The following is a 12,481-nucleotide window of genomic DNA, read 5'->3' on the forward strand; positions in this document are numbered from 1 at the left end:
CCGGATAATCTCCGCCCGGAGCTTTTTTACGTCCGAGTACACGGACAGGGGGAGGGCTTTCCCAAAACACGCTGTGAATACGTCCCTGTACGCTCGGCTCCGCCATCCCTGGCTCCGCACGGTTTTGGGAAAGCCCTCCCCCTGTCCTCGGAAACTTTGTGCAGAAACTCCAACAAAAAAGGTTGAGGAATGACCCTCAACCTTTTCATTGCATCCCCTATGGTTGGAGGAGCAGTCATCTGGCATCAATCAGAACGTCAGCTGCGAACCAAAAATGATCGCATCATATTCGCCCTGCCCATCACCTGTACCCAACGTGGTGTATTCAGCCATCAGGGTCAGGTGATCTGTTGCCGCGTAGCGAGCGAAGAGCATGGTCAGATCGGTGTCGTCACCGTCACCGGCGATGAAGTCATCCTCACCTTCACCGTAGCTGACACCCAACGTGGTCCGGTTGATCTGGTAGGTGGTTTCAACATACCACTGGCTCGCGTCTTCCTCGTTCGGGTCCAGGCGGGCGGCAAACACGCCATTGCCGGTACCCTGGGTAATGCCATAGTTGCCACGAACACTCAGACCACCGAACGATACGGAGCCGCCGAAATCGATACCGGACATGGTGTAGTCATCAAAAGCACCGGTTTTCGAGTCCACGTCCTGAGTGAAGCCACTGGACCATAGGGAGAAATTGTTGCCGGAGTACACCACGTTCGCTTCGATCCGGGGCATGGTGTATTCAGCGTCTGCCGCCGCCGGAAAATCTGCTTCACTAACCTTCGACGGGCTGAACAGGCCAACTTTGAACTGCAGGCCGCCCAGGCTGTTGGAGGTGTACATCACACGGGGTGTGAAGTTGGCGTAGAAGTAGCCGTTACCGATACGCCCGGCTGTGGCCGCTACCTGGTCCGGCCCTCCGATCAGGCCGACACCCAGCGCGCTGCCGTTATCACCAATGGCAGGAACCCCATAGATACCGAAACCCTTACCAATATTGACCTGGCCAAAATCACCGGCCACGGCAATCTCGGAAACCCGGCTGCGGAACTCCGCATCTGCATCGCCCGGCGCAATGTTGGCGTTCATCTGGAAGTGACCAGAGACTTCCAGGCCATTCTGGGTCGGTGCGTAGATGTTGGTTTGCAGTGTTGCCGGATTGAAGCCGGTCGTGATGGTGAATGAATCCTCATCGGTTGGTTGGTCATAATTACCGAACACGGCAAAGATCGGAATATGGCCATTGAATCCAGCTTTCCACCCATTGTCCGATTCAAACGAAACCTCTGCCAAGGCTGGCGAGGCGACGCCCGCCGCCAGTAGCAGCGCGGCTGCCAGAGGAGCCTTCCGGAAAGAATGGTTGTTGGACGACATAGGGACATTGTTATTTTCGATCATGTTAGCTTCCTGTTTTTGTTAGCGCTGAACTGTCGCAGTCCCCAAAACGCCTTGCCAACGGACATAACCGTGGTCAAGCGCCTGGCGACTAACTAATTGCGTTAACGAACCGCCTTATTTTCGAATAAGGTCATTTTGGTTCGAAACAGAACAAATTTAACTCTGAAAATTGCAAATGAAAAGTTTATGATCGAAAAAATTTTCGTTTTGATGGTGCCCAGATGGGCTTAACTCTCCTTAAAATTATTTAAATATTTGTTTTTAATATTTTTTTTAATTATTTATAGTTAATTGAAAAAACTTCGTTGTCGAACCTTTAGGCGAACCATATGATCAGCAAATGTACGAAAAGCAACAAATCAAGACACGATCATGAAAGCATTTCTGCTGTTTATCGGCTTGATGCTCGTGATGAGCCGCCCGGCAATCCCCGGCACTGGGAGGCTTGGTCGAGTTCTACCGCAGGCCAGCGAGGACTGCCTGGGGCCATTTTTATTGGCTTGGCGGGACGAGCCTGAGCCCGCTTATCCGGGCTCAGGCTCAAGAAGTTGGGCCACGCGCCGCTGCAGTTCGGGCACCACTTCGCTTTCGAACCAGGGGTTTCGGCGCAGCCAGAGGTTATTTCTGGGGCTGGGATGAGGCATAGGCAGAACTTTCGGCCAATACTCCTGCCACTGCTGCACATTGGCCGTGACGGATTTACGACAATCGGCCAGGTGCCAGGCATGGGCATACTGACCGATGACCAGAGTCAACCCGATTTGTGGCAGACGATCCAGCAACAAGTTGCGCCAGGCTGGCGCGCACTCCGGTCGCGGCGGAAGATCTCCGGACTTGCCGGTACCCGGATAGCAAAACCCCATGGGCAGGATGGCGAGTTTTTGCTCGTCATAGAAAGTATCCCGGTTTACCCCCATCCACTGTCGAAGCCGATCGCCGCTGGGATCGTTGAAGGGCAGCCCGGTTTCGTGCACTCGCCTGCCCGGAGCCTGCCCGACCACCAGGATTCTGGCGCTTTCCGATATCTGTATGACCGGCCTCGGCCCGCGTGGAAGAACGTCGGCGCAAATCGTACACGCCCGCACACGTCGAACCAGGTCGTCGAAGGGAAGCCGGGAAAGATCCTCAGTCATGAGCGTTCCGTCTTCAGGGTGATTGCATAAACAGGCATTTCCCGTAACGATAGAGGCACAATCACGACACAACAAGTCTCGAAGGACACATCATGAATGCCAAAGCAGGCTCTCTACCGCTGCCGGAAATCGATATCGAAGAGTTCCGGAAAGTCGTTCGCACGCGCCGTTCCATCAGGCGCTTCACCGATGAGCCTATTCCCGAGACGGTGCTTGACGATTGCCTGGAGCTGGCCACCCTGGCCCCCAATTCCAGCAATCTTCAGCCCTGGGAATTTTTCGTTGTCCGCACTCCGGAGCTGAAGGCAAAACTGGCCCACGCCTGCCTTGGCCAGAATGCCGCAAAAACCGCCGCCGCGCTAATCGTGGTGGTTGCCCGACCCGACACCTGGCGAGCTCATGCACGGCAAGCCCTGGAGGACTGGCCGGAAGAAAAGCTGCCGCCCATCGTTGAAAAGTACTACCGCAAAGTCGCCCCCATTCATTACAACCAGGGCCCCTTCGGTATTCTAGGGTTAGCAAAGAAAGCGGCAGGCCTGGCGGTGGGAATCACCCGGCCTGTGCCCCGAGGCCCCTACTCCACCTGCGAGATGAAAATCTGGGCCACCAAATCCACAGCCCTGGCGGCCCAGAACCTGATGCTCGCACTCCGGGCCCACGGCTATGATTCCTGCCCCATGGAGGGATTTGACGAGTATCGTGTCAAGAAGCTGCTAAACCTACCCGGGAAAGGCCTGGTGACCATGGTGCTGGCAGCCGGCCGACGGGCAGAAAACGGCGTGTACAACCGCCAGTACCGTTTTGATCAGAGCCAACTGGTGCATTATCTCTGATCCCGCGGCGGCAATCCGATGTCATACCTCCGGATTGCCCAGTGCCTCAGCGGCTCCCAGCAGCCCTGTGTAGGGCTCGGTGACCACGAAGACCGGAGTGAACTCCAGCAGCGGACGCATTCTGCCTTTATCCTCGAAGCCATTTCGAAACGGACTTTCCAGAAAGAACTCGAGGAAGCGGGGCAGGATTCCACCGCACAGGTAGACACCGCCGGTGCTCCCCAGGGTCAGAACCCCATTGCCGGCTACCCGACCGAGGATTTCACAGAAGTGGCGGAGCGTGTGTCGAGCCAGGCTGTCGGAGTTTTCTACCGCAGCCGCGGTGATTTTCTCCGGCGCATCCAGTGGGGCGGCTACGCCCTGAATTTCGGCATGAGCCTGATACAGGTTCAGCAGGCCCTGGCCACACAGAATTCGCTCTACGGACACCCGGCCAAACCGGGCCTTGAGAATCCGCAGCACAGCCATTTCGGTATCGTCCGTGGGAGCGAAATCCACGTGGCCACCCTCGGTCATTAACGGCACCCAGCCATGCTCAATGGGCACCAGGCCTGAAACACCGAGCCCAGTTCCAGGACCCATAACGAGTCTGGGGCGACGGCTGTCACCCGGGCCGCCACAAACATGCACCAGATGGTCGTCCGCAACGTGGGGAACGCCCAGGGCCATGGCGGTAAAATCATTGATTACCTTGAACGTGGACCAGCCAAACTGTTCCCGGACTTCTTCGGTATCGAAACGCCAATGGTTGTTGGTCATCCGAACCTGGGTACCGCGAACCGGTGAGGCAACTGCCAGACAGGCCCCATTTACCTCTGAAACCCCGACCCGGGCCAGATAATCCCGCACGGCGTCATCAAGATTTGTATATTCCCCACAGGGCAGAATCTCGATGGCCCGGGGCTGCACGCTGCCCTGCTCTACCAGGGCGAAACGAGCATTGGTGCCGCCAATATCACCAACCAGTGAATAATGTGTTGCTGTCATGCCTCATGATTCCAGAAAAAGCTGGCCCCTTCCTCGGGATTGCTGGCAGCGCGACGCATCCAGCCAAACAACTCCCGACCGTAGCCGTGATGATACCCGGTCAGGTCGGCTTTTTCAGATTCCCGGCCGGCGAACGCCTGTTCATCCACGCGGATGGCAAGAACACCGTTTTCGGCATCCAGGCAGACCGTATCACCATTCTTGACCTTCGCCAGGGGGCCACCATCCAGTGCCTCCGGGTACACATGGATCGCCGCAGGCACCTTACCCGACGCGCCGGACATACGGCCATCGGTCACCAGGCCCACCTTGAACCCGCGATCCTGCAACACGCCAAGGTAGGGGGTGAGCTTGTGCAGTTCCGGCATGCCATTACTCTTGGGCCCCTGGAAACGCACGATCACAATGCAATCCCTGTCCAGGTCGCCCGCCTCAAAGGCTGCCTTGAGTTCGTTCTGGTCATTAAAGACAACGGCCGGCGCTTCAACTTTCCGATGTTCCGGGGCAACGGCAGATACCTTGATGACGCCCCGGCCAAGGTTGCCGTCAAGAACTCGCAGCCCACCATCCGGTGCAAACGGTTCCGCAACCGGGCTGAGCACATCCGGACGAAGGCTTTTTTCCGGCGCCGGCTTCCAAACCAGCTTCTCATCCGCCAACTCCGGCATTTCGGTGTATCGTTCCAGGCCAAAGCCCACCACCGTGTTCACGTCATTGTGCAGGTACCCACCGCTCAACAGCTCCCTGATCAGGAACGGGGTTCCGCCAGCCTCGTGGAAGGCATTCACGTCTTCCTGCCCATTGGGGTAGATCCGGGTCATGGACGGAACTACCGAGGAAAGCTCGGCATAGTCGTTCCAGTCGATAATGATCCCCGCGGCACGGGCAATCGCGATCCAGTGGATGGTGTGATTGGTCGAGCCACCCGTGACCAGCAGCGCCACCAGCGCATTGACGATGCTCTTTTCATCTACCATATCGCCAAGACCAAGCTCGCCACCGTGAGGCTTTGAAAGCTTGATCACCTGCTCGGTCGCGGCCCGGGTGAGCTCGTCGCGCAGCGGTGTATTGGGATTTACAAAAGCCGACCCCGGCATGTGCAGACCCATGACTTCCACCAACAGCTGGTTGCTGTTGGCCGTGCCATAAAACGTGCAGGTCCCCGGACTGTGATAGGACTTGCTCTCGGCCTCCAGTAATTCGTCCTTGCCAACCTTGCCCTCGGCGTAAAGCTGGCGAATCCGCTGTTTTTCCTTGTTGGGCAACCCTGAGGGCATCGGGCCTGCTGGAACCAGAATGGTAGGAAGATAGCCGAAGCTCAGCGAGCCGATCAGAAGGCCCGGCACGATCTTGTCACAAATGCCCAGGAGCATCGTGGCATCGAACATGTTGTGACTCAGGGCCACGGCGGTACTCATGGCGATGGTGTCCCGGGAAAACAGGCTCAGCTCCATACCCGGCTGGCCCTGGGTTACACCATCACACATGGCGGGCGTGCCACCGGCCACCTGAGCCACGGAACCCATGCCCCGGGCCGCCTCCCGAATAAGATCCGGGAACTTTTCGTAGGGTTGGTGGGCCGAAAGCATATCGTTATAGGCCGTTACCATGGCCACGTTGGCCTTGTTCATGAACTTCAGGGTGTCTTTGTCGCCCTGATTACAGGCCGCAAAACCGTGGGCCAGATTGCCGCAGGACAGAGAACTCCGGTGCGGGGACTGGGCTTTGAGAGCATTCATGCGGTCCAGGTAGTCCTGCCGCGTTGAGCGACTGCGCTCGATAATTCTCTGGGTAACCTTGTCTACGGTCGGGTGCATGGTGGGCTCCATTGCATAATTTATTAGAGTGGTCGTTTTTAGACGTAATTTTACTTCCTTTTTTCGGCATTTCCACCGTTGAATCGTTCATTTCTTCTTTTTTTGTTGTTATATTTACTACATTAGCGAGGTTAAACGAACAAAAAACGACCACCCAAGGAGTCAAGACGATGACAATCCGTATCGCAATCAACGGTTTTGGCCGCATCGGTCGCAATGTTCTCAGAGCATTGTATGAAAATAACTACCGGAGCCAGCTCCAGGTTGTTGCCATCAACGACCTTGGCGACGCCGAAACCAACGCCCATTTGCTCAAGTATGACAGTGTTCACGGCCGGTTTAATGCCGACGTCAGCCACGACGCCGAATCCCTGACCGTCAACGGGGACAGGATTGCCATTACCGCTCTCCGCAACCCCGAAGAACTGCCCTGGAAAGATCACCGTGTTGATGTTGTTTTTGAGTGTACCGGCCTTTTCACCAAACGCGACAAGGCAGCGGCACACCTAAAGGCCGGCGCCCGCAAGGTCATCATCTCGGCGCCCAGCCCCGATGCGGATGCCATGGTGGTATACGGCGTCAACCACGATACACTGACCGCCGAACACGAGATCATTTCGAACGCGTCCTGCACCACGAACTGCCTGGCACCGGTTGTTGAAGCCCTTCACAAGACCATTGGCATCGAGAGTGGCCTGATGACCACCATCCACTCCTACACCAATGATCAGAAGCTGAGCGACGTTTACCATTCCGATCTCTATCGGGCACGCTCTGCCACTCAGTCGATGATTCCAACCAAGACCGGCGCTGCTGCCGCCATTGGCAAGGTCATTCCGGAGCTTGAGGGCAAACTCGATGGCCTGGCAGTTCGCGTTCCCACCATCAATGTGTCACTGGTAGATTTCGGCTTCATTGCCAGCCGGGAAACAACCGCGGACGAAGTAAACGAAGCGGTTAAAGCGGCCGCCGAGAAAAATCCGGTTCTTGGCTATAATATCGAGAAACTGGTGAGCGTTGACTTCAATCACAACGCGCTTTCGAGCATCTTTGATGCCAACCACACCCGGGTTCTGGGCCGTCACGTAAAGGTCATGGCCTGGTACGACAATGAATGGGGCTTCTCGAACCGCATGCTGGATAATGCCCTCGCCCTGATCAAGGCCGGCCAGTAAATCTGGCCGTCCCGGCTGATTCCGCTACTCTGTTCGAGACCATTTTGAAGAACCAAAGGACACCAACCATGCTCAGGCGTACCAAGATTGTCGCCACCCTCGGCCCCGCCACCGACTCACCGGAATCCCTCGCGGCCATTATCGCCGCAGGTGTAGACGTTACCCGACTTAACTTTTCCCACGGCAGTGCCGAAGAGCACATAGGGCGAGCCCGGCGCGTTCGCGAAGCGGCAGCGTCCCAGGGCCGGTTCGTCGCACTATTGGCCGATCTGCAGGGTCCCAAGCTCCGGATCGCCCGGTTTTCGGAGAACAAGGTCACCCTCACGGCAGGCCAGACATTTATCCTGGACGCTGCCATGGACAAGGAAGCAGGCACTGAAGAAAGGGTCGGTATCGACTACGAGCAACTGATCGAGGATGTGAAACCGGGCGACATTCTGGTGCTCGATGACGGGCGCATCGAGATGGAAGTGCAGTCGGTCAGTGACCACAGCATCACCTCCACCGTTCTGATCGGCGGCCCGCTCTCCAATAACAAGGGTCTGAACAAGCGTGGCGGCGGCCTGTCCGCGGAAGCGCTGACGGAAAAGGACAAGCAGGACATCGTGACGGCCGCCAAACTGGGCGCGGATTACGTGGCGGTCTCGTTTGTCCGCACCGCCGAGGATATGCACATCGCCCGGCGCCTGCTCAAAGAGGCAGGCTCTGACGCGGGCCTGGTCGCGAAAATCGAACGGGCGGAACTTGCCGACGATGTGGAAGCCCTGGACGCGGTAATTGAAGCATCCGATGCCGTGATGGTTGCCCGTGGCGATCTGGCTGTGGAAATCGGCGACGCCCAGCTGGTAGGCGTTCAGAAACACATCATCTCCCGCGCCCGCGTTCTTAACCGTGCCGTGATTACGGCCACGCAGATGATGGAGTCGATGATAACCAGCCCGATGCCAACGCGAGCCGAAGTCTCAGACGTTGCCAACGCGGTGATGGACTACACCGATGCGGTGATGCTGTCTGCCGAAACCGCAGTAGGTGATTATCCGAAAGAAGCCGTGGAAGCCATGGTGCGGATCTGCCTGGGTGCAGAGAAGCATCCGTCCATGCACCAATCCAAGCACCGGATTCACGAAAGCATGGAAGAGGTGGACGAGGCCATTGCCCTGTCGGCCATGTACGCGGCCAACCACCTTGAAGGCGTCTCAGCCATCATCTGCATGACCGAAACCGGGGCCACGCCACGACTGATGTCGCGCATCAAGTCGAGCCTGCCGATCTTTGCGTTTTCGCGCCATCACTCAACTCAACATCGGGTTGTGCTGTTCCGGGGTGTTCAGACGGTGCCTTTTGATTCTGCCAAGATTCCGAACGAGCGAACAAATGCGCTGGCGGTGTCGGAGCTGGTGAATTGTGGGGCGGTTAAGGATGGTGATCTGGTGGTGATTACCAAGGGTGATTATGTGAATGCCCAAGGTGGGACCAATACCATGAAGATTGTTCGGGTCGGGTCGGATATTCGCTGATCTGTTCTTTTGATCTCGCTGTCTCTGGTGCACGACCTGGTAGCCTGAGGGTCTGTGCCGGGCGGCAGTGAGGTATCCCTTTCCAAAAAACGCTACGAGCACATCCATGTGCGCTTGGCGCTGGCCGTCCCTGGCCAGCGACATTTTTGGAAAGGGATACCCCACTCCCTCCTTCAGAATTTTCCAGTTATCTCGGTCTGACAGCTTTTCTAGCATTGAGAGCGTCATGTAGGTCGGATTAGCCGCAGGCGTAATCCGACGGACCTCGCCTGGGTTTCAGAGTTTAAAGATTGATTGTCGGATTACGCCTGCGGCTAATCCGACCTACGAAATCATGGTGACTACCGGCGTTATCGGAAGGTTTAACTAGCGCGTTGGGGCAGGGCTTCCGGGAATGTCGCTGGCCAGGGATGGCCAGCGCCAAGCGCACATGGGTGAGGCGGAGCGTTTATGAAGCGAAGCTTCATGCGACAGACGAACGACAGCAATCTGTGATTGCTGGCTGGACCCCGAAGGGGTGCTCGTAGCGTTTCCCGGAAGCCCTGCCCCAAAGTGCGTCCACTCCAAAACTTCCAGGCTGGGGAAACCAAGTCGGAAGTCAGAGATCAGCCAAACTCCCCCGCGCAATCTCGGTAATCTGCGACCAGTCTTTGGCCGCCACCACATCCGCAGGGGTCAACCAGGTGCCACCGACGGCCTGGACGTTGCCGAGGGCCAGGTAGTCTGCCGCGGTGTTGCGGCGGATGCCGCCGGTGGGGCAGAAGGTGACGTCCGGGAATGGCCCACTGAAGGCTTTGAGGGCCGGGATGCCGCCGGCGACTTCGGCGGGGAAGAATTTGAATTCGCGGTAGCCGAGATTGTAGCCGACCATCAGTTCAGAGATGGTGGCAATGCCCGGCAACAGCGGGGCTTCGGAGGTTACGCCAAATTCCAGGATGGCTTCGGTCACGCCCGGGGTGATAACAAACTGGGCGCCCGCGGCTTCCACCTGGCGGTACTGAGCAATGCTGGTGACGGTGCCCGCACCCACCCAGGCGTCCGGGATGGCCTTGCGGACTTTTTCGATGGCTTTGAGGCCGTGTTCGGTACGCAAAGTGATTTCCAGGACGTTGATACCGCCATCAACCAGTGCCTGGCAAAGTGGCACGGCGTCTTCAAGATCTTGAATAGCGATCACAGGCACCAGGGGTGAGGATTGCAGTACTGCCCTGACGCGCTCGCGATGGTAGTCGGAAAGCTGGTTCATCATTTTCTCCATAACAAAGGTCGGGCGTTTCAGGGGCTCCAGAACACCTGGAGGCCAGGCTTCAGAAAAGCTCTGATGGGCATTTCGAGAACCTTATCCGGTTCGGACATGGCCCGCGCGAGTGTCTGCAGCTTGTCCTCGCCCTTCAAATGCAAAGCGGTGAAGCGGGCATCTCTCAGGGGTGGCCATGTCAGGGTGATGCGTTTTTGGGGTTGCGACGCGGGCGTGGCGGCCGCAACGATTTCCTGACACTCCGGATTCATGGCGCCCTCCAGCTCCGGTGCGTCCGGGAACAGCGACGCCGTGTGGCCGTCGTTACCCATGCCCAGAATCAGCACGTCGATGGGCAGGGCCAGATCGGCCAGCTCGGCCTTCACCCGGTCCAGGCCCTCGGCAGGTGTGGCACCGGGCTGTTTGAGGGACAGGAATCGGGCCGACGCAGCCTTGTTCTGCAGCAGATGCTCGCGAACCAGGCGGGTATTGCTGGCGTCGTCGGCTTCATCCACCCAACGTTCATCCGCCAGCAACACGTCTACCCTGCTCCATTCCAGATCCTTGCCGGAAAGCGCCTTGAAAAATGGCAGCGGCGTGGATCCGCCGGATACCACCAGGCTCGCCCTGGGCGCTTCTCTCAGGCGGGCAGCCAGGAACCCGGCGACCACATCCGCAAGATTCAGGGCCACGTTCCCCGGCGTTTCACCTGAACAGTCGCTGACGCCCTCGGGCAAGCGAAGATCAGACATCTTCATACCAGCTCCTCCCGTCCCGGGTAATCATGGCAATCGAGGCAACCGGCCCCCAGGTTCCAGCGGCATAACGCTTGGGCGGTTCGCCGCTGTCTTTCCAGTTCTGGATTACCTGGTCTACCCAGCGCCAGGCAAACTCCACCTCGTCACGGCGGACAAACAGGTACTGATTGCCTTTCATCACCTCCCATAGCAGACGCTCATAGGCGTCGGGAATACGGTCGGTGGCAAAGGTCTCCGAAAAGGTCAGCTCCAGCGGGCCCTGACGCAGGCGCATGCCCTTGTCCAGACCCTGGTCCTTGGTGAGGATCTTGAGGGCCATACCCTCATCCGGCTGAAGACGGATGATCAGCTTGTTGTTGGCCAGGTGCTTCTGGTCCGGATCAAAGATGTAGTGCGGCGCCGGCTTGAAGTGAATGATAATCTGCGACAGCTTCTCCGGCAGGCGTTTGCCGGTGCGGATGTAAAACGGAACACCGGACCAGCGCCAGTTGTCGATCTCGGCCTTGAGCGCCACGAAGGTTTCGGTGGCACTGCCCTTATTCGCACCCTCTTCTTCGAGGTAACCGGGAACCGGTTTGCCGTTACTGGTGCCGGCGGTGTACTGACCACGCACAACGTAGCTGTCCATCATGTCCGGAGTAATCTGCTTCAGCGCCTTGAGCACTTTTACCTTTTCATCCCGAATGCTGTCCGCGGACAAATCCGAAGGCGGGTCCATAGCGATCAGACACAGCAGCTGCAACAGGTGGTTCTGGATCATGTCGCGAATCTGGCCGGCCTTGTCGAAATAACCCCACCGGCCCTCAATGCCAACACTTTCAGCAACGGTAATTTCCACGTGTGAGATGTGGTTCTGGTCCCATTGGGAGGCAAACAGGTTGTTGGCAAAACGCAGAGCGATCAGGTTCTGAACGGTTTCCTTGCCCAGGTAATGATCAATCCGGAACAGCTGGTTCTCGTTGTAGACCTCGCCCAGCTCGTCGTTGATCACCTTCGACGACTCCAGGTCGTGACCGATCGGTTTTTCTACCACCACCCGCGTCTTCTCGGTACAGCAACTGGCGGAGCGCAGGTTTCGGGCTATGACGCCATACATGGACGGCGGGGTTGCCATATAAACAATAAGCTCATTGTTCGCGTCATCACGCCACTCGTTGAGCACACCGAAAGCGTCCGGTTCGTTAAAATCCAGAATCTGGTAATCAACCCGCTTCAGAAAGGACTTGGCCAGTTCAGCATCGAACTCTTCTGGCTTTACATGCTGCTTCAGCTTGTCAAACAACTGCTGGCGCACAGTCTCGGTATCCGCCTCTGTGCGGGCAATAGCCAGCACCCGGCTACCGTCGGCCAGGAGGTTGGCGCGCTCCAGCTGGTACAGCGCCGGAAACAGTTTTCGCTGGGCAAGGTCACCCAACGCTCCGAATAGCATGAGGTCACAACGGGTATTGATCTTGTTGACCATTGGTTCCTTCTCTCTGGTGGGCAGTCCGTCGCAAAAACTCGACGACAGGACTCAATGTAGTAATTTTAAACAAATAATGACATCCAAAAATCAATTTTCCAAGAAAAAACTGCGTTTCTTGATACTTTTACTACCCCAAAACCGGTAAAAAAGCGGTATAATCACCGCGT

The 12,481-nt window shown here is 57.2% G+C and carries 10 protein-coding genes; 3 read left to right on the forward strand and 7 right to left on the reverse strand.

Annotated features, from left to right (window positions below; all coding sequences use genetic code 11):
• Positions 1–249: 249 nt before the first annotated feature.
• On the reverse strand, positions 250–1,392 hold the full coding sequence (locus KEHDKFFH_RS15960; RefSeq protein ID WP_104322834.1) for a porin: 1,143 nt from the start codon (positions 1,390–1,392) through the stop codon (positions 250–252).
• Between the two features lie 524 nt (positions 1,393–1,916).
• The gene (locus KEHDKFFH_RS15965; RefSeq protein WP_104322835.1) at positions 1,917–2,525 is read right to left on the reverse strand and encodes a uracil-DNA glycosylase family protein; all 609 of its coding nucleotides are present in this window, start codon (positions 2,523–2,525) and stop codon (positions 1,917–1,919) included.
• Between the two features lie 92 nt (positions 2,526–2,617).
• On the opposite strand from KEHDKFFH_RS15965, the gene KEHDKFFH_RS15970 reads away from it, so the two are divergent.
• Entirely contained in the window at positions 2,618–3,358 is a 741-nt protein-coding gene (locus KEHDKFFH_RS15970; RefSeq protein ID WP_104322836.1) for a nitroreductase family protein, read from the forward strand.
• Positions 3,359–3,379: 21 nt separating this feature from the next.
• Here KEHDKFFH_RS15970 and KEHDKFFH_RS15975 read toward each other — a convergent pair whose 3' ends face one another.
• Positions 3,380–4,345, reverse strand: a complete 966-nt coding sequence (locus KEHDKFFH_RS15975) for a glucokinase (protein ID WP_104322837.1) — start codon at positions 4,343–4,345, stop codon at positions 3,380–3,382.
• Positions 4,342–6,162: a phosphogluconate dehydratase gene (edd, locus tag KEHDKFFH_RS15980; RefSeq protein WP_104322838.1), complete on the reverse strand. Its 1,821-nt coding sequence runs from the start codon at positions 6,160–6,162 to the stop codon at positions 4,342–4,344. The genes KEHDKFFH_RS15975 and edd overlap by 4 nt, the downstream gene beginning before the upstream one ends.
• Positions 6,163–6,332: 170 nt before the next feature.
• Between edd and gap the strand changes: the two genes are divergently transcribed.
• Both gap and pyk read left to right on the forward strand, forming a co-directional pair.
• Positions 6,333–7,337, forward strand: coding sequence for a type I glyceraldehyde-3-phosphate dehydrogenase (gene gap / locus KEHDKFFH_RS15985; RefSeq protein ID WP_104322839.1), 1,005 nt, complete (start codon positions 6,333–6,335; stop codon positions 7,335–7,337).
• Between the two features lie 68 nt (positions 7,338–7,405).
• Positions 7,406–8,854 carry a pyruvate kinase gene (pyk, locus tag KEHDKFFH_RS15990; protein WP_104322840.1) on the forward strand — a complete coding sequence of 483 codons (1,449 nt, stop codon included), beginning with the start codon at positions 7,406–7,408 and terminating at the stop codon, positions 8,852–8,854.
• A gap of 598 nt (positions 8,855–9,452) precedes the next feature.
• Here the strand turns inward: pyk and KEHDKFFH_RS15995 are convergent.
• Genes KEHDKFFH_RS15995 through zwf form a run of 3 tightly spaced genes read right to left on the reverse strand, consistent with a single transcriptional unit; the run spans position 9,453 to position 12,311 of the window.
• Positions 9,453–10,100 carry a bifunctional 4-hydroxy-2-oxoglutarate aldolase/2-dehydro-3-deoxy-phosphogluconate aldolase gene (locus KEHDKFFH_RS15995; RefSeq protein ID WP_064229015.1) on the reverse strand — a complete coding sequence of 216 codons (648 nt, stop codon included), beginning with the start codon at positions 10,098–10,100 and terminating at the stop codon, positions 9,453–9,455.
• Positions 10,101–10,129: 29 nt separating this feature from the next.
• Positions 10,130–10,843: a 6-phosphogluconolactonase gene (gene pgl / locus KEHDKFFH_RS16000; RefSeq protein ID WP_104322884.1), complete on the reverse strand. Its 714-nt coding sequence runs from the start codon at positions 10,841–10,843 to the stop codon at positions 10,130–10,132.
• Entirely contained in the window at positions 10,836–12,311 is a 1,476-nt protein-coding gene (zwf, locus tag KEHDKFFH_RS16005; protein WP_104322841.1) for a glucose-6-phosphate dehydrogenase, read from the reverse strand. Before zwf ends, pgl begins: the two co-directional genes overlap by 8 nt.
• Positions 12,312–12,481 lie beyond the last annotated feature (170 nt).

Origin of the sequence: Marinobacter maroccanus (genome assembly GCF_002933275.1) — a bacterium.
Classification (GTDB): domain Bacteria; phylum Pseudomonadota; class Gammaproteobacteria; order Pseudomonadales; family Oleiphilaceae; genus Marinobacter; species Marinobacter maroccanus.

Bases quoted from the DNA above. Each gene is read 5' to 3' on its own strand.
- pgl (WP_104322884.1), bottom strand. From the start codon at position 10,843: ATGTCTGATCTTCGCTTGCCCGAGGGCGTCAGCGACTGTTCAGGTGAA.
- KEHDKFFH_RS15995 (WP_064229015.1), bottom strand. From the start codon at position 10,100: ATGAACCAGCTTTCCGACTACCATCGCGAGCGCGTCAGGGCAGTACTG.
- gap (WP_104322839.1), top strand. From the start codon at position 6,333: ATGACAATCCGTATCGCAATCAACGGTTTTGGCCGCATCGGTCGCAAT.
- zwf (WP_104322841.1), bottom strand. From the start codon at position 12,311: ATGGTCAACAAGATCAATACCCGTTGTGACCTCATGCTATTCGGAGCG.
- KEHDKFFH_RS15965 (WP_104322835.1), bottom strand. From the start codon at position 2,525: ATGACTGAGGATCTTTCCCGGCTTCCCTTCGACGACCTGGTTCGACGT.
- KEHDKFFH_RS15960 (WP_104322834.1), bottom strand. From the start codon at position 1,392: ATGATCGAAAATAACAATGTCCCTATGTCGTCCAACAACCATTCTTTC.
- edd (WP_104322838.1), bottom strand. From the start codon at position 6,162: ATGCACCCGACCGTAGACAAGGTTACCCAGAGAATTATCGAGCGCAGT.
- KEHDKFFH_RS15975 (WP_104322837.1), bottom strand. From the start codon at position 4,345: ATGACAGCAACACATTATTCACTGGTTGGTGATATTGGCGGCACCAAT.
- pyk (WP_104322840.1), top strand. From the start codon at position 7,406: ATGCTCAGGCGTACCAAGATTGTCGCCACCCTCGGCCCCGCCACCGAC.
- KEHDKFFH_RS15970 (WP_104322836.1), top strand. From the start codon at position 2,618: ATGAATGCCAAAGCAGGCTCTCTACCGCTGCCGGAAATCGATATCGAA.